This is a genomic window from Prochlorococcus marinus str. MIT 0917, assembly GCF_027359575.1.
GTDB lineage: Bacteria > Cyanobacteriota > Cyanobacteriia > PCC-6307 > Cyanobiaceae > Prochlorococcus_B > Prochlorococcus_B marinus_D.
In genome coordinates this window covers 487,234-500,288 of record NZ_CP114784.1, presented here as the reverse complement: position 1 = coordinate 500,288, position 13,055 = coordinate 487,234, and the positions used below count along the sequence as shown (strand labels likewise).

General features: G+C 34.2%; 25 protein-coding genes and 1 tRNA gene. 13 read left to right on the top strand and 13 right to left on the bottom strand.

The features are described 5' to 3' along the window. The first annotated feature begins 491 nt into the window (after positions 1 to 491). Positions 492 to 653 (top strand): hypothetical protein, encoded by a 162-nt coding sequence (locus O5637_RS03060; RefSeq protein ID WP_269606018.1) that lies wholly within the window; start codon positions 492 to 494, stop codon positions 651 to 653. A gap of 46 nt (positions 654 to 699) precedes the next feature. Here the strand turns inward: O5637_RS03060 and O5637_RS03055 are convergent, their stop codons facing one another. Next, positions 700 to 870, bottom strand: coding sequence for a hypothetical protein (locus O5637_RS03055; protein ID WP_269606016.1), 171 nt, complete (start codon positions 868 to 870; stop codon positions 700 to 702). A 1,327-nt stretch (positions 871 to 2,197) separates the two neighbouring features. Here O5637_RS03055 and O5637_RS03050 point away from each other — a divergent pair. After that, complete coding sequence (locus O5637_RS03050; protein WP_269606014.1) at positions 2,198 to 2,368, top strand: hypothetical protein; 171 nt, start codon at positions 2,198 to 2,200, stop codon at positions 2,366 to 2,368. Positions 2,369 to 2,494: 126 nt separating this feature from the next. On the opposite strand, the gene O5637_RS03045 is transcribed toward O5637_RS03050, so the two are convergent. Next, positions 2,495 to 2,638 carry a hypothetical protein gene (locus tag O5637_RS03045; RefSeq protein ID WP_269606013.1) on the bottom strand — a complete coding sequence of 48 codons (144 nt, stop codon included), beginning with the start codon at positions 2,636 to 2,638 and terminating at the stop codon, positions 2,495 to 2,497. 673 nt (positions 2,639 to 3,311) lie between these two features. Between O5637_RS03045 and O5637_RS03040 the strand changes: the two genes are divergently transcribed. Then, complete coding sequence (locus tag O5637_RS03040; protein ID WP_269606011.1) at positions 3,312 to 3,644, top strand: hypothetical protein; 333 nt, start codon at positions 3,312 to 3,314, stop codon at positions 3,642 to 3,644. Positions 3,645 to 3,792: 148 nt separating this feature from the next. Here the strand turns inward: O5637_RS03040 and O5637_RS03035 are convergent, their stop codons facing one another. Then, complete coding sequence (locus O5637_RS03035) at positions 3,793 to 3,981, bottom strand: hypothetical protein (RefSeq protein ID WP_269606010.1); 189 nt, start codon at positions 3,979 to 3,981, stop codon at positions 3,793 to 3,795. 253 nt (positions 3,982 to 4,234) lie between these two features. On the opposite strand from O5637_RS03035, the gene O5637_RS03030 reads away from it, so the two are divergent. Next, entirely contained in the window at positions 4,235 to 4,375 is a 141-nt protein-coding gene (locus O5637_RS03030; protein WP_269606008.1) for a hypothetical protein, read from the top strand. Between the two features lie 14 nt (positions 4,376 to 4,389). On the opposite strand, the gene O5637_RS03025 is transcribed toward O5637_RS03030, so the two are convergent. Continuing rightward, entirely contained in the window at positions 4,390 to 4,557 is a 168-nt protein-coding gene (locus tag O5637_RS03025; protein WP_269606006.1) for a hypothetical protein, read from the bottom strand. A 160-nt stretch (positions 4,558 to 4,717) separates the two neighbouring features. Between O5637_RS03025 and O5637_RS03020 the strand changes: the two genes are divergently transcribed. The 3 genes from O5637_RS03020 to O5637_RS03010 are packed head-to-tail and all read left to right on the top strand — an operon-like array spanning position 4,718 to position 5,664. After that, the gene (locus O5637_RS03020; protein ID WP_269606003.1) at positions 4,718 to 5,188 is read left to right on the top strand and encodes a hypothetical protein; all 471 of its coding nucleotides are present in this window, start codon (positions 4,718 to 4,720) and stop codon (positions 5,186 to 5,188) included. A gap of 58 nt (positions 5,189 to 5,246) precedes the next feature. After that, a complete protein-coding gene (locus tag O5637_RS03015; protein ID WP_269606001.1) occupies positions 5,247 to 5,402 on the top strand; it encodes a hypothetical protein in 156 nt (51 codons plus the stop codon). Between the two features lie 10 nt (positions 5,403 to 5,412). Further along, a complete protein-coding gene (locus O5637_RS03010) occupies positions 5,413 to 5,664 on the top strand; it encodes a hypothetical protein (RefSeq protein ID WP_269605999.1) in 252 nt (83 codons plus the stop codon). Between the two features lie 447 nt (positions 5,665 to 6,111). Here O5637_RS03010 and O5637_RS03005 read toward each other — a convergent pair whose 3' ends face one another. Continuing rightward, complete coding sequence (locus O5637_RS03005; RefSeq protein ID WP_269605997.1) at positions 6,112 to 6,333, bottom strand: hypothetical protein; 222 nt, start codon at positions 6,331 to 6,333, stop codon at positions 6,112 to 6,114. 192 nt (positions 6,334 to 6,525) lie between these two features. On the opposite strand from O5637_RS03005, the gene O5637_RS03000 reads away from it, so the two are divergent. Both O5637_RS03000 and O5637_RS02995 read left to right on the top strand, forming a co-directional pair. Beyond that, positions 6,526 to 6,675 (top strand): hypothetical protein, encoded by a 150-nt coding sequence (locus O5637_RS03000; RefSeq protein ID WP_269605995.1) that lies wholly within the window; start codon positions 6,526 to 6,528, stop codon positions 6,673 to 6,675. A 79-nt stretch (positions 6,676 to 6,754) separates the two neighbouring features. Next, positions 6,755 to 7,000, top strand: a complete 246-nt coding sequence (locus O5637_RS02995; RefSeq protein WP_269605994.1) for a hypothetical protein — start codon at positions 6,755 to 6,757, stop codon at positions 6,998 to 7,000. Between the two features lie 274 nt (positions 7,001 to 7,274). Here O5637_RS02995 and O5637_RS02990 read toward each other — a convergent pair whose 3' ends face one another. Next, positions 7,275 to 7,409 carry a hypothetical protein gene (locus tag O5637_RS02990; RefSeq protein ID WP_269605992.1) on the bottom strand — a complete coding sequence of 45 codons (135 nt, stop codon included), beginning with the start codon at positions 7,407 to 7,409 and terminating at the stop codon, positions 7,275 to 7,277. Positions 7,410 to 7,417: 8 nt separating this feature from the next. Here O5637_RS02990 and O5637_RS02985 point away from each other — a divergent pair, with 8 nt between their 5' ends. Further along, positions 7,418 to 7,597 (top strand): hypothetical protein, encoded by a 180-nt coding sequence (locus O5637_RS02985; protein ID WP_269605990.1) that lies wholly within the window; start codon positions 7,418 to 7,420, stop codon positions 7,595 to 7,597. A gap of 132 nt (positions 7,598 to 7,729) precedes the next feature. Here O5637_RS02985 and O5637_RS02980 read toward each other — a convergent pair whose 3' ends face one another. From O5637_RS02980 to O5637_RS02950, 7 genes are all read right to left on the bottom strand, one after another. Further along, a complete protein-coding gene (locus tag O5637_RS02980; protein ID WP_269605988.1) occupies positions 7,730 to 9,424 on the bottom strand; it encodes a protein adenylyltransferase SelO family protein in 1,695 nt (564 codons plus the stop codon). A 212-nt stretch (positions 9,425 to 9,636) separates the two neighbouring features. After that, entirely contained in the window at positions 9,637 to 9,888 is a 252-nt protein-coding gene (locus O5637_RS02975; protein ID WP_269605986.1) for a hypothetical protein, read from the bottom strand. A gap of 7 nt (positions 9,889 to 9,895) precedes the next feature. Continuing rightward, entirely contained in the window at positions 9,896 to 10,180 is a 285-nt protein-coding gene (locus tag O5637_RS02970) for a DUF3764 family protein (protein WP_269605984.1), read from the bottom strand. Between the two features lie 141 nt (positions 10,181 to 10,321). Next, entirely contained in the window at positions 10,322 to 10,666 is a 345-nt protein-coding gene (locus O5637_RS02965) for a hypothetical protein (protein WP_269605982.1), read from the bottom strand. Positions 10,667 to 10,773: 107 nt separating this feature from the next. Then, positions 10,774 to 10,845: transfer RNA gene (locus O5637_RS02960), tRNA-Gly, on the bottom strand. A 65-nt stretch (positions 10,846 to 10,910) separates the two neighbouring features. Next, positions 10,911 to 11,075, bottom strand: a complete 165-nt coding sequence (locus tag O5637_RS02955; RefSeq protein WP_269605981.1) for a hypothetical protein — start codon at positions 11,073 to 11,075, stop codon at positions 10,911 to 10,913. 110 nt (positions 11,076 to 11,185) lie between these two features. Beyond that, positions 11,186 to 11,782, bottom strand: coding sequence for a hypothetical protein (locus O5637_RS02950; RefSeq protein WP_269605979.1), 597 nt, complete (start codon positions 11,780 to 11,782; stop codon positions 11,186 to 11,188). Between the two features lie 314 nt (positions 11,783 to 12,096). Here O5637_RS02950 and O5637_RS02945 point away from each other — a divergent pair, with 314 nt between their 5' ends. The 3 genes from O5637_RS02945 (at position 12,097) to O5637_RS02935 (ending at position 12,961) form a co-directional block, all read left to right on the top strand. After that, positions 12,097 to 12,234: a hypothetical protein gene (locus tag O5637_RS02945; protein WP_269605977.1), complete on the top strand. Its 138-nt coding sequence runs from the start codon at positions 12,097 to 12,099 to the stop codon at positions 12,232 to 12,234. A 203-nt stretch (positions 12,235 to 12,437) separates the two neighbouring features. Continuing rightward, positions 12,438 to 12,620 (top strand): hypothetical protein, encoded by a 183-nt coding sequence (locus O5637_RS02940; RefSeq protein WP_269605976.1) that lies wholly within the window; start codon positions 12,438 to 12,440, stop codon positions 12,618 to 12,620. A gap of 56 nt (positions 12,621 to 12,676) precedes the next feature. Then, complete coding sequence (locus O5637_RS02935) at positions 12,677 to 12,961, top strand: hypothetical protein (RefSeq protein ID WP_269605974.1); 285 nt, start codon at positions 12,677 to 12,679, stop codon at positions 12,959 to 12,961. Positions 12,962 to 13,055 lie beyond the last annotated feature (94 nt).

Below are 13,055 nucleotides of genomic sequence, written 5' to 3'. Positions count from 1 at the left end.
AGAAAGCCTCCTGATTTTTTGGGTTTTGGATAATTTTTTGGTTCAGTATTACAACCAATAAAAATTGAATTCAACTTATTTATTAAAGGGTTTCGTTTATTACTGATAAAGTTGATAAATGATTTTATTGATAAAAACTTTGAATTTGATACTCCAACAAGACAGATTACCTTCTACTAAAATTAAAAAATAAATTTTAATTCTTATGGGAGATAAGAAGAAAAAAAAGAAGTGCAAAAAGAAAAAATGCTCTGCCTGGAAGGGTGGTAAATGTATTTGTCATGGTCAATAAAAACAGACATAAATAGCCGGTCAACTTAGTTGATACACATTCTGAGTAATGTCAAAATCTTAATAAACTAATATATCTCTGGGGTTAGCACTACCTCGACCGAATTACAAAATTGGGAATATTGTTTTTATTCTAAATCCATTGAATCAGCGTTTTCTATCTAATCAGTAGTTTCTAAAGCAATTTATTCATCAAAAAAATGAACTCATCTAAAAGACCTAAAAACTGGAAAGATTGGAACAATGCCAAGCATTTCAGTGATTTTTCAAGAGATTCAGGTACAGGGAAATTCGTTCGTTTTACTATTGCTGCCTTACTCTTTGTCCCTGTTGGCTTTCTTGCTTACATGACCTCTATCTAAAGTTTGATAATCTTACTGATTTGAAGTGAAAATTATCTTTTCCTTTCTAACTTTTTAATCTTGTAGTGAATGCATCACCTTCAACAAAAATCTTTTTTCTGTTAATACCCGCCGGCAAAGCAAAAATCAGTACCACAGATAGGAAGATAATCAAATCCAATGGGAACCTACCAATCCCCCACTCTGAGAAAGCCAGCGCTAAAGGTGTGATCTGCATCTTTTTTTTTATTGGTCAGCCAAAATTTATATGAGATTATTAAATCTGAAATCTTTGCTTAGTAAAAGTTATTGATAGAGCAAGGAATTATTGGAATCGATAACATCCGCATATCCCTGTATTGACCAAATTCAATATTTCCCAAAATTATCAGCAGAATTTGAAATTCTCCCAATTTTTTCAATACTTTTAACTATATTTGCTTGAAAATCTTGAGAGTTTCAAAACTGGTCAACTTGTCTATTCATTTTTTTTTGAAATAAACCGATACATCAATTGATTGGCATAAATAAATAGTCATGAAAATAGTTATTCACTTCATTCAGTATGGCTGCAGTGTTAGACAACCGTAGTGTTGCAATAATTGAATCTAACCACTTTCTACGAATAATTTTAAAAATAATATTTCTACGTCTATAAGATATCATCTCTTTGTGAGCTTTCTAGTAAAATAGATCCCTACTTCTCTTTATTTGAGATTAGCAAGGAGTAAATAATTTCACTACGTGTAAACGACATACTCTAATCACCATTCTTGAAGAGTGGGAGAGGAAAAACATTACTTTGATAGTTTTATAAGTTTTAGGTGATCCAATTAAATATGTTGTGTACTATCAAAAAGTAAAACATATAGTGAATTCGTCTTAAATTATAAATGGCAAAACTGTTAATCTCTTCTTTTCTAATCGTTCAATTATTGACTACAGTCGCTACAAAGGCAGAAGTTTATAATGCCTTATGTGAAGTTAGTCAATCAATTTATCTAATAACGACTCAAGTGTTGAGGTTTCTAATTGTCATATAACTCATTCAGAGAAGGGGTTCTCAAGACCAACCGACTTCATCCCCAAAGATAGTATTTAGCAGTGGTAGTCAGTTCGGCAAGGAGATAATCTTATCCTCGGTGTTGCAGGAGCGGCTGGTGGTACTTACACAGGAGCAGTTGTCGGTATTGCCGTATGTGGTGCAAGTGCAGGAATACTGCGTATACCAATCTACTTGGGGGTGTTGTTGAGGAGGATGATTGGGATCTCAAGTAGGGGAAGGGAACAACTTTTTATTTTCAGTCATTGGTCAGAATTCTAAGGGAAGCACTATTGCTCAAAATTTTAGAACGCTTAAAAGGAAAACTTCCAAAAAACCAAAAAAGGAATTAGCTTAAATTAGTGGTCTAAAAATGGGCAAGTCAAAATTATTGGGAAGTGAAGTGTATCTTTCTAAAACCATTAATTGGTGAATAATATTGGTATTAGAAGAAAAGGTTTGAGCTATGAAAAGTTGTGTTTATATATAGTTCCAGTCCATCACATACATAACTCTGAAGCTGATGAGTAAAAAAAAGAATACAACAAAAACAAATACCAAAAATCTTCAAAAAGTTGTTGAACAACAACCTGAAAAAAACAATACTCTTATTTTTGGTGGGATTTTACTTGCAATGAGTTCGATCGGACTTTTGATTTTTGTACTTAGCGATAAGGTATTTCATTTGAGTTAAGACTTTTAGTGTCTATTAAAAACTACTTCTTCTAGAAATGTCTTTTAACTTTTTGCATCTAGTATGAATTTTGGTGAGTGTTTGTTTAAATAACCCTCTGACTTAAATCTTTGGTCTCTAATCCAACTATTTATGAACATCAAGATATTCATCATCTGTAAGAACAGGAATAACCTCAATATCATGATCAAACCCCTTACACAAAGGCTGACATAATTCCAAACTGGTTTGTGATCGAATTCTTTTACAATCGCCATCCACTTGCGTCATCAGGATTCAGGACTCTGTTGATGACCTCGAAACCTTAAAGCTTGTCTGATTCGAACCACTTTCAACATATTGAGCAAAAATTTCAGCCCCCCTCATGTGGGCATCTTGATCATGAATCTGCTAATGATTTAAATAAGTTTGCATCAATTAATAAGAAAAAATTACCACAACACACTTTTAATAATAAAAATGTTATTCGATCAAAATGATGTTGATAAGCAAATTAGTTTCATCAAAGATATCTCTTGGTTATCGCTAAGGTCGAAAGTGGCAAAGCATGAGTAAATCAAACCGAACCTTGTAAACCGAATATCACTCACTCACGCTTTTGTTTCTATCAATAGATGATTGTAAAAAGCATCAAATGAAAATCACCTACTTTAAAAGCGTTTCTTTAGAAGAAGTTTTAGAAGAAGATATTTTCTTCAATTACGAACAATATTCAAATCTTTTGGAAGATTCTGAGTGGTAATGAAAACTGCTGAATTACTTTTGATATTTTTCTCATTGTCATTTTCTTTTTTATGAATATCTTTGCTTGTTTTTTATTAGACATGATTCAACCTTTGTTTATGCATCATTTATATTGGATTAATTACTTATGTTCATTAGATTCAAAAAGTGCTTTTATATTAATTAAGAAATCACATTTTTAGTTTTCGCTTTTTACCAAATGGAAGACCAAATTAATGCCGCCGAAAAAAGTAAATCTATTTTTGCCGAAATATGCCAATGGTCAGGAGCTGTCTTTGGTATTTTGTTTGGTATAGGTTTTCTCTTGGCGGAAGTTGAAAAGAACGATTTAAAATCTTTGCAGTGGTGGAAGCCAATCACTGCCCTTGTCGCTGGAGCAGCGGTTTCAGCTCATGGTAGCAATGTTGTTAATAATAAAAGGACAGCAGAATTAACTGCTTTGTTAGTCAGGTCAACCAATAGCGCTTCTGAGTTGCCGATAGCAAAGTCACCAGAATATTCTGATCTTTTGGAGGACTCTGATAATCAATGACTATTAAGCTATTTAGCAAAATAAAGATGCAATCTAATATTTTTTAAGGTTTATTCTTTCTTAAATAGCGAGAAAAGAGAACCCTAAAAAAGTCAATGATAATGAAGAAAATATTAAAATTAGTTCAGTGTATTTCATTTGAGCCTTTTTAGAAATTTATTCTTTGTGGTTGAGTTTGATAAGAACAGATACCAAATTGCAAGCACTCCATTTCTTCATCGTTGTTTGATGGATGCTTTGCAAAACTCAGTCTTTTAGATAGTTGACTAAGAACAAGTCGGGCAGCATTTTCTGCAGCCTCTGTAGTCAATTGAGCAAAGCTATTTCCGTAGGACATAAGATGTCGAATGTTCACAATTTATTTCTACTCCTATGCGGTGAATGATACCTAGAGAATAAACACTTAAGTATTTATGCCTTTACGATAAACAATAGTTAGTCTTTCAAGATTTGTACATTTTGATAAACTTATATCTCTGGAAAATCAGTGATTATTTTAAAGTGAGGTAAAAAACATTTTAATAGTTGTAGAAATTGGTTTTTTTAGATTATTAGGTTTAATAGATTGAAAATTAATTGGAGCTTGATTGATGAGCGGCGATAACCTGCTTTCTCATTTGCCGGTAAAATTTTATTCTGATGAAATGACGGAAACCAAAAAGATCATTTATCTAGAACGAAAATGTCAAGAATTAGATGAATTTATTGAAAATATTTCTAAAGTGGCATAGTGCTGGATTTATTTTTATCCAAAATATAACTCTTCGGGTCTAGGTGATTGGCCTTGTATACCACAAATCCCAAACTGTAAGCATTCCTGTTCCTCATCTTTTTGTTGTTTTTCCGATTGAATATTAATGGGCAATAATGCTTGGATTTTATGAATTAAAGGTTTGAGTGGATTAAAAGACATAATTAAGCTCCCTAAATACACTTAAATATTTCTACTCTAATCGGGTAGCAAAAATCTAGAGAGTAAACCCTAAAGTATTTATACGCCTTTACAGGGTGTGAAGAGGCTGTTTTAAGTATTAAATGATGTGCCTAGATTTAACAATATCTAAAGTTACCGAATGATCAAAACAATAATAAGAGCTATGTATTCTGCTTTTATTTCTTTTGTCTTAATCTCAATTGTTCTTGCTGGCTGGACTTGTTTTTCTTTTATTTCCCAACCCACAAAATCTGGTGAAATAATTAATGTGATACAAGATATCTATGCAAGTCAGAAGTCAGTAATCATAGACGTTATTGATCTTTCGAAATTACTAATAAAGGATACAAGTGAAAGAATAGCTAGTGACGATAATAATCTTTTAACAGAATTAGAATCAGATTTTCTCACAAATCAAGAAGACAAGTCCCTATTTGATGAGCCGACAATTCTAGAAGACAATGGTGATAATCCTCTAGGGATAGTTATTGAACCATCTTTGCCTGAAGTAAGCGAAGAAAATTTGCCTGAAACAAGTGAACGACCATTAGATAATGATCAGAGTGAGGTTTCTATGAATGAAATGGAAATAGGAATGGACATGAATTAAGTCAGGTAAACGAACTTTCTTAAAAGGCTTTATTATTGCGTTGATTCCAATTTTTCTTATGAATAAGATTTTACAATTAGTATTTGCCCTTTCTTTTACGACAGCTCCTGTTTTGGCATGGGGTGATGGGGGATGCTCTTTATCTAATAAGAACAAAGCAAGCCAAGATGAGACGGTTGAGCAAGTTGATAGTTCCGATTCTACCGATAGGTAATTTCAAGAAAATGAATGACTCATTGCTAATTAGAATTGTTTCTTTCTCTCTTGGTCTTCTTCTGATTCTTTGTCCTGCAGTTGTTAATGTAGATGAAATATATTCATCTCTTATAGAATCAGATCCTACTGAAACTGGTCAAGCTCCTAGACAAATGACAGAAACGCAAATGAATGATCTTTTTGGTGAAGATCCCTATTTAGGCCAAACTTCTTATCTTCAGTCTCCGGATGGCTTTAGACAAAGAGAAAAATCAAAATAATGGAACTTTTTTTTTCGATAAAAGCCAAAGTAAAGTTTGGAGAAAAAGTTGCCTCGTATTAATAAAACAATGTCTTTCAAGTAAATCACTGGTTGTATTCTTCGACCGTAGTCTCGTTGCCTTGAATTGGTTTTCCGTAACTGTATAAATACTTGAGTGTTCCTCCCCATAGATTTCTTAAGCCAACATGAGTAGAAATTAAGCAGGTTGTTTAGATGTCTAACCATGCCATTCTCAAAGCAATTATTTCGAAATTTTTCCGGGGTCTCCATTCACGGAAAAGAAATGTCTGATTTGTTTTCTAATTACAAGCCAAAATATGATGATGATGTGATTGAGTGTTTGCAATTTGGTATCTGTTCTACGCGTCAAGACCCCCCAAGAGAAATACCCTATTTTCACTTTTGATAATAACTTTGCTTAGAAACTTTTAATGTTTACTAGTACTTAATTAAGCTGATTAGCCAAGGTCAGCCAGCGTAAAATCAGCAAAATCAAAACAGTCGTAACTAAAGGGAATGCTGGGTAACGAGTTTTGAAATTAGCTGGAGGCCAGGGAGACCAAGAGATAAGTCTTCCTTTGGGTTCTTTAATTACCTCTTTTTTTTCTGAAGTCTTTGACGTATTTGGGATGAATCCAAGTTTTTTGTTTTTCTTTGCTTCTGTCATAGTTATTTCATTTAAATAAAATATTAAAAGGTTAATTTGCAGAGTGTGAATTTGAATGCAACTAAATTTATTTTTTTTTGTTTTTTTAAGATAATTTGTACACACACATATCCACAAGTTGAATATCATTTTTACTAGTTGTTTTGTACACTCTTCACTAAAGAAGCCTTAGCTCTAAGAATCTCTCGTGTAATGTTCAATGAGAGAAAAAGTATTGAGAGCTTTAATGCTTATCAATGTATCCGAAGTTACTTAGTTGACTTGTCAGTCCAAGAGTTAATTCAACTCGCGAAAGACTATGGAATTGAAGTAGGCAAATCTTCCGCATCGAATAAAAAATAGGAGGTTAACCCTACACGCGGTTGATAATCTCCCTTTTCAGAATGTTTGAGTGATAAATCAGTAACCAAGATTTTGTTGAATGAGTAGGCACAACGTTCGGGTAAAAGCTAGATACCCGCATGGCTTTATAAAGAATGTAGCCAAAAGCAAAGTTGAAGATCGACATGAAAACTTTCATATGTTTACCAAAGTTGTCATGGAAAAGCAGGCTTTGAGAGAGAGGTATATTAAGTTGATGAATGATGCTGAAAGAGCCGTTGGCAGGAAAGAAGCTATTTACCTTTTCAGAGATGCTGAAATTATTTGGCAAAAAATTAATAGTTGAGTTTTTCCTTTCTTAACTACCGGGTGTTCAATAAATTTTTAAATTCCTATCGAATTGAAAAAATAAAATTTCTAGATCCAATAATATTATATTGAAAGTGTTAATTCATTTATAGATCTTCATTATATTCAGTCAATAAATCATTAGAACATAAATATTCCATCTACATTTTATCCAATGATGGCTTAAGTTCTAAGGTCAAAGGTAGATATTAATTCAGAAAGTAATTCTCTATCTTCATGGTTTAGAGGATTTGTTTTAACGAGGTTATGAATTATTTATTAAGAGAAGGATCAAAGTTGATTTCAAGATTATTAATGTTATTTGAAAATCGATCTATCCCCCACAACTCTCCTCTATCAGAAGCTTCAACTATTGTTTCGTAGAATTCAGGAATATGGGATGACATAGTTCTAAATGGATATGGGTGGGATGCCCGCAGAAAGTTGGTGGAAATTAATCACTCCAAAAGAAATGAGAGCGGGAATGAACCAACTAAATGGAAGAAATATTCTGATTTTAGATTTTGTATCTTCAGGCATGTTTTTAATTCAACCTTTCAATCATGTGTCAATTATTTACTTAACGAGACAATGATTGGTTCGGTTACCTATATAAAAAAGTCATCCAAAGAATCTTTTTATGTTTGTTGTTCCTATTGAAGATAATTAAACTTTGTTTTTAAATTATATAGCCCTAGCGAAGTGGATTTTAAATTCTGGTGTTGATTCATGAGGAACAGCTGTAATGGGAAACCCCACCGGCTCCAAAGTATTTCTTGGGCTTGAGTCTGTCATATTTTTTCTGTACCTCTAATGATTGTTCCTCGTATGGTTTGTCTAAAACAGCTTGTAGTTCCTTAATGAGACCATAGTCGCCTTTCTCTGCTATTTCGTATCCAGGTGTGATCAGCCATTCCCGCCATGTGTATTTTGGGTTAATGCGTTTCATTTTTGCTGATATTTCATTTTGATCACCGCTCTTAATTACGTGCTTCCGCCAGCTTTTTAGCCAATTAATCCATTTGGTCTCAATCTCTTCTGAAATTGGTAAATAGAAACTATCTTTTAAATCTTTAAGTGTTTTTGGAATACTTGAAAGTTTTCGGAAAAAGATTGTGTAGTCGACCTTTGTGTGAACCATGAGCTGTAGCATTTCATTTACTAGTGGTGCGTCATACGTGCCTAGGCCTAGTTTCTTTGTCCACATGTTCTCCATTTTCTGATTCATTACTGTAGTAAATCCATCGCGAATGTTATCTAGCCTGTCAAGTGCCTTTGCGTTGCCGGTAACCAGAGGTCGAATCGCCCCCCAAAACATTTGATAATTTGCTGCGGCAGCAACTTGTTGGTTAAAGAATGCAAAATGTTCACCACCTCCTGTCCAAGGTTGGAATCTGGGATCGAAGAGTTCGCAAAATCCAAATGGACCGTAGTCGAGAGTGAAACCTCCTGCAGCACAGTTGTCACTGTTGAAATTGCCTTGGCAGTAGCCAATCCGTATCCAATTAGCTACTAATGATGTTAGTCGTTCTCGGAATGACCTTGCGAGCTCGACGACTTGATTGCTAAAGCTAAGGGTCGGGTCAATTTCTTCCTTGTAATTTCTTACGATTAAGTGCTTCACAATCATCTCGAGCTCTTTCATTGCATCTTGATGCTCATTGTTTCGTACTCTACGTGCAAAGAGTTCTATCTGACCTACCCGTAAAAATGATGGTGCGACTCTTGTTGAGATTGCAGCTGGTGTTTCTACCAATATGTCTGGATCGATTGAATTGGAGTCTTTTGTATACCAAGGCCTGCGGACTGTTTCAGATTTAGAGACATACAGTGTGAGAGAGCGTGATGTTGGTACTCCGAGTGACTGCATATATTCCTGCGCTAAAAACTCACGAACACTTGAACGAAGCACTGCTCGTCCATCTGCTCCTCTGCAGTATGGTGTTGGCCCTCCTCCTTTAAGTTGCATCTCCCATCTTTTGCCATTAAAGAGACCTTCAAATACTGAAATAGCTCTCCCATCCCCATACCCGTTACCTGTCCCGAATGGGCACTGCTGAGTATATTCAGTTCCATAGATAGATAGTGCGTAACCGGTAGCCCAGCCAACTGGTCGCATCGGTTCTGTTGCAACACTTATGTCGCCGGAGAATAGACGACGAAAAAGTTCATCTAGAGCTAGTTCCTGACTCAAGCCTAACTCGTTAAATAATTTTTTACTGTGAGCGACATATTCTGGTTTTGGAATTGCTGTTGGAGTGACAGGTACATAGTGACCAGAAAAGACTTCTCTTGTTAGGTGGTCGTCACCATCATCCGTTGCTTGTGGATCAGGGGCGAGAGAATCCATGAATGAGTAGTCAGCTTGTTTTGCAAACTCAGAGAAAGTTCTAGTAGTCTGAATAGCTTTAGTACTGCTCATTTAGATTTTTTGTAGTTGGTTAAGTCTTTAATTTGATGATTCTTTCATTTATATTTCTAGCATAGATTTGAAGCTGTAATGTTCTTAAATTTTGTTTTGAACTAGGCGAAAAGTCTAAAAAATGGAGAGTAAAAATTTTTGATTAAGCTGTGTATCGTTGAGAAAGTTTCGAGAGATAAAACTACAGGGCTAATTCAATTCTATGTAAAAAGTTAATTCGTATCAGCTACATTTTTAAAGAACTCACAATAAATCATTAAATCCGACTCTTTTTCTGTTTTGAGATTTAGGTCTGAAATTGCTTTAGCAGTTTCAATTCTGTAAGCATACCAATCTAGGCAAAGATCTCTTTGTCTTTGAGTCTCAGAGATTACATTTGGTTTTAAGGAGCTGACTCGAGATGTGTTCTTGGTACAGCCACTTATAAATACAGCAAATACAACAAGAGAAAGAAAGTGTTTCATCTTTTAATTAACTTTTTAAGTAACTAGTGATGACGGTTGAATCATAGATGTCTCCAGCGTCCTCAATTAGAGTTCTTACTTCAGGATTGGAAAACATTGCGATTGATTTACCTTCTTCAGCTTGCTCTATAACAACGGCACTACTTGGATCCTCTTTTTTTCTCTCTCTATAAATACAAACAACTTTTTCTTCTTTCATAAGTTGTTTGTTTTCTTCAATGTCATAGACCGCTGCCCATTGCTCAAACGGAACAGAAATCTTAAAGCTGAATACTGTCGTTTCAAGAGCCACTTATTTGATCAGATGATTAGGAGGCAAGAAGAGCATTGCATCTTTTTATATAAAATTCTGTCTCATTAATCATATCTTCAACCTCTTCTAACACAATTATGATTTTTTACTGTCGTCACTATTGATTTTCTCAATGGCTGATTATCTAAAAAGACCTCCTTTTTTCTTTGGAGTCTTTGCCTGAAGCTGTTCTTCTACGGCTAACATTGCTTTCTTATGAGCAATTTTAGCCTCAACCATTGTTGAGATTGAGATCAAAAATAAGCCTCCTATTCCAATAAATTGATCGGCTTTTGTTGGTTCTGTATCACCATTTAATATGGCTCCTAGAACGAACCAAGCTGTAGCTGCACCTCCAGTTACAAAGTAAGGAATCCAGCGACGTTGGTAAAGGTATCCAGCACCTAAGCCAGGAAGGAAATTTAATGTTGTAGCTACCCATCCACTGGATGCTGCAAGAATTTGTTCCTTAGAGGGATTATCCATGAAAATCTCTAAATTCAAATTATGTCGATATCAATTGTTGTCTGTGGACTGAACTTGCTGTTGTGAGTTACACCACACAATTAGAATTTAGTTTCGGTTTTCTTTTAAGCGGATGACCAGACTCGAACTGGCGACATTCAGCTTGGGAAGCTGACGTTCTACCACTGAACTACACCCGCAGATCTTTAAGTTAGCGAAGTTAAATGGCCTACCACTATCTTTAGACACTTTCTGAAATGAGAGTCTAATCAGTTCTTTGAATGCCCCTATTTCTGTTTTTGCAGCCTTTTTCTATTTCTTTCTTGATCCTTTCATAAAGGGCCAATTCTTCTGGATCTTCAGAACCAAGTCCATACTCCATCGTTGCAGCAATATAAATTTTGTGTTGCCTATGAGAACTCAGACTCATTAGCTTTTAAACACTAATTAAAGTTACTGGATAAATCATATTATGTAAGTAGATAACTGCAAATCTAATTTTAATAAATCATAGGGATCTTGATGTTGATCAATATCTTATTAAGCAGAAATTATTTCTTTTTTTCTTGATCTCTTTAAAACTGAGTAAAAAGCTAAAACACTCATCGTTCCAGATGGACCTATCAATACATGCCATATTTGTTCACCTGAATTTGAAAGAAGAATCCCAAAAAATGTTGTGAATATTACTCCGGTGATTGGATAAACAAAGAAGACCCAATCTTTAAATCGGTTCCACCATTGCGATATAAGTAGAATACTTATTAATACTTGAATTAAAAGAGTTGTTGACTTGCCTAGAAACCAATAGGAAAAAACCGCGGCAATAATTAATAAAATATTGCTAGTTATCATCGACTTCTTTTTAGCTACTGAAATAGTAAAGAACGATAAACCAATAGAAAGAAATGAATAAAACAGCCAATTATATATTGATGAGTGATCTACATATATCCAATCCGTAGTCGTATGATCGAACATCTCAAACATTGAGGCAAGACCTAATGAGATAAAGGCAAGAGGCGGTAACAGAGGAAATCTAATTTGCTTGAATCTATTTATGGACTTAATTCCAATAAGTATAGGGATGAGAACTGCTTGTAGATGTACTAATAACAATAATGCTCTGAAGGTCAATTAAATTAATTTGTAGCTAATAAGAAATTAGCAATATTATTAAAATCTTCCTAATACAACAACTAATATTTTTTAAAGAAACTTACCAGTGATTGAAACAGGGTTTGTTGTTTAACAGAGAACACCCGAGGACGGACTAGTCGAATATTTGGACGCTGACCGCACATTCGAAAAATAATTAAATTGAATATATACATATTCAAGCTAATACTAAGACAAAAGCAACAAGTAAATCAGTAAGAAGATATGTTCTTGATTTCTCCAGTCTCATTTTCAAGATTATTGATTTAATTGCAGCGGCAGTTTTTGAGATAATGAATTGTTTTGCGGTTTTAGATCCTTTAATAAAAACCTTTATCCAAGTTGCTCTTGTTATTGGACGGTTGAGTCTTGTGGGTGTGGTTTTGATACTTAGGAAAATTGAAAAAGATCATCCAGAACTTATACGTTGAAAAAAATGAGAAAAGAAAATGAACTCAACTCTGATTCGAATTTTTCAGAAAACTTTTGGCCGAAAAACCTAACTCTTCTCTGTATGGTCTTTTATTTATTGGGTAATGACTTCGCAAAATGCTGATAAAACTCTCGATCAATATCTTTTTGACCCAATTCTCAGACTATTTGACAGAATAAAAAATAAATGGGTTTTTCGTAAATGATTAAAAGACTTATTTCAAGTGAAAGATCAAAATGGATTTTTGTGATTGGGGTAATTGCCATTTGTGCAGGATTCTCAGCAAAGAATGTGATCTCATATCCAACTGAATGTATTAGTGAAGAAGTTGTACAAGACTTTGTGACGCCCCAAGTAACCACAAGGAATTTCACCATTTTCTAGCTTTTTCCCCTCAATAAGTCAAAAAAACCTCTACATTTGAAGAAAGAAATTTTAAAATGTTTTTCTTTAATCCTTTTTGGCCTTTAACAGCTTTAAGAATCGCTTCGTTAAAAGCAACTTCAACATTACTTCTACTTCTTTTAATTAAATCAAACCTTCTTCGTTTGAAAGGTGGCCTGATAGGTGGCCTTGTTGCACTTACACTTTTTTCTGGATTAATTGTCTCCACAACAGTCGCAGGCGGAGCTGCTTACTATATTTTTAAAATTAAGAAATCAAATGATGATGACGTAAACATGTCTGGCGATGATGTGATTAATGCTGAAGCAGTTTCAGCTTGATTCCTTTTGCAGTTACGAGCTAAAGACTGATAAAGCATAATTAATTAATTGTTTTAAGCACCTTTTTAACAAATTCAATTTAAGAAATTATCTT

Coding starts and splice junctions, on each gene's coding strand:
- O5637_RS02985 (WP_269605990.1), top strand. CDS start 7,418: ATGGATATGGGTGGGATGCCCGCAGAAAGTTGGTGGAAATTAATCACT.
- O5637_RS02955 (WP_269605981.1), bottom strand. CDS start 11,075: ATGAGTCTGAGTTCTCATAGGCAACACAAAATTTATATTGCTGCAACG.
- O5637_RS03025 (WP_269606006.1), bottom strand. CDS start 4,557: ATGTCTTTTAATCCACTCAAACCTTTAATTCATAAAATCCAAGCATTA.
- O5637_RS03040 (WP_269606011.1), top strand. CDS start 3,312: ATGGAAGACCAAATTAATGCCGCCGAAAAAAGTAAATCTATTTTTGCC.
- O5637_RS02990 (WP_269605992.1), bottom strand. CDS start 7,409: ATGTCATCCCATATTCCTGAATTCTACGAAACAATAGTTGAAGCTTCT.
- O5637_RS03005 (WP_269605997.1), bottom strand. CDS start 6,333: ATGACAGAAGCAAAGAAAAACAAAAAACTTGGATTCATCCCAAATACG.
- O5637_RS03055 (WP_269606016.1), bottom strand. CDS start 870: ATGCAGATCACACCTTTAGCGCTGGCTTTCTCAGAGTGGGGGATTGGT.
- O5637_RS03045 (WP_269606013.1), bottom strand. CDS start 2,638: ATGACGCAAGTGGATGGCGATTGTAAAAGAATTCGATCACAAACCAGT.
- O5637_RS02965 (WP_269605982.1), bottom strand. CDS start 10,666: ATGGATAATCCCTCTAAGGAACAAATTCTTGCAGCATCCAGTGGATGG.
- O5637_RS03015 (WP_269606001.1), top strand. CDS start 5,247: ATGAATAAGATTTTACAATTAGTATTTGCCCTTTCTTTTACGACAGCT.
- O5637_RS02935 (WP_269605974.1), top strand. CDS start 12,677: ATGTTTTTCTTTAATCCTTTTTGGCCTTTAACAGCTTTAAGAATCGCT.
- O5637_RS02980 (WP_269605988.1), bottom strand. CDS start 9,424: ATGAGCAGTACTAAAGCTATTCAGACTACTAGAACTTTCTCTGAGTTT.
- O5637_RS03020 (WP_269606003.1), top strand. CDS start 4,718: ATGATCAAAACAATAATAAGAGCTATGTATTCTGCTTTTATTTCTTTT.
- O5637_RS03035 (WP_269606010.1), bottom strand. CDS start 3,981: ATGTCCTACGGAAATAGCTTTGCTCAATTGACTACAGAGGCTGCAGAA.
- O5637_RS03060 (WP_269606018.1), top strand. CDS start 492: ATGAACTCATCTAAAAGACCTAAAAACTGGAAAGATTGGAACAATGCC.
- O5637_RS02945 (WP_269605977.1), top strand. CDS start 12,097: ATGAATTGTTTTGCGGTTTTAGATCCTTTAATAAAAACCTTTATCCAA.
- O5637_RS03030 (WP_269606008.1), top strand. CDS start 4,235: ATGAGCGGCGATAACCTGCTTTCTCATTTGCCGGTAAAATTTTATTCT.
- O5637_RS02940 (WP_269605976.1), top strand. CDS start 12,438: ATGATTAAAAGACTTATTTCAAGTGAAAGATCAAAATGGATTTTTGTG.
- O5637_RS03050 (WP_269606014.1), top strand. CDS start 2,198: ATGAGTAAAAAAAAGAATACAACAAAAACAAATACCAAAAATCTTCAA.
- O5637_RS02975 (WP_269605986.1), bottom strand. CDS start 9,888: ATGAAACACTTTCTTTCTCTTGTTGTATTTGCTGTATTTATAAGTGGC.
- O5637_RS02995 (WP_269605994.1), top strand. CDS start 6,755: ATGAGTAGGCACAACGTTCGGGTAAAAGCTAGATACCCGCATGGCTTT.
- O5637_RS03010 (WP_269605999.1), top strand. CDS start 5,413: ATGAATGACTCATTGCTAATTAGAATTGTTTCTTTCTCTCTTGGTCTT.
- O5637_RS03000 (WP_269605995.1), top strand. CDS start 6,526: ATGTTCAATGAGAGAAAAAGTATTGAGAGCTTTAATGCTTATCAATGT.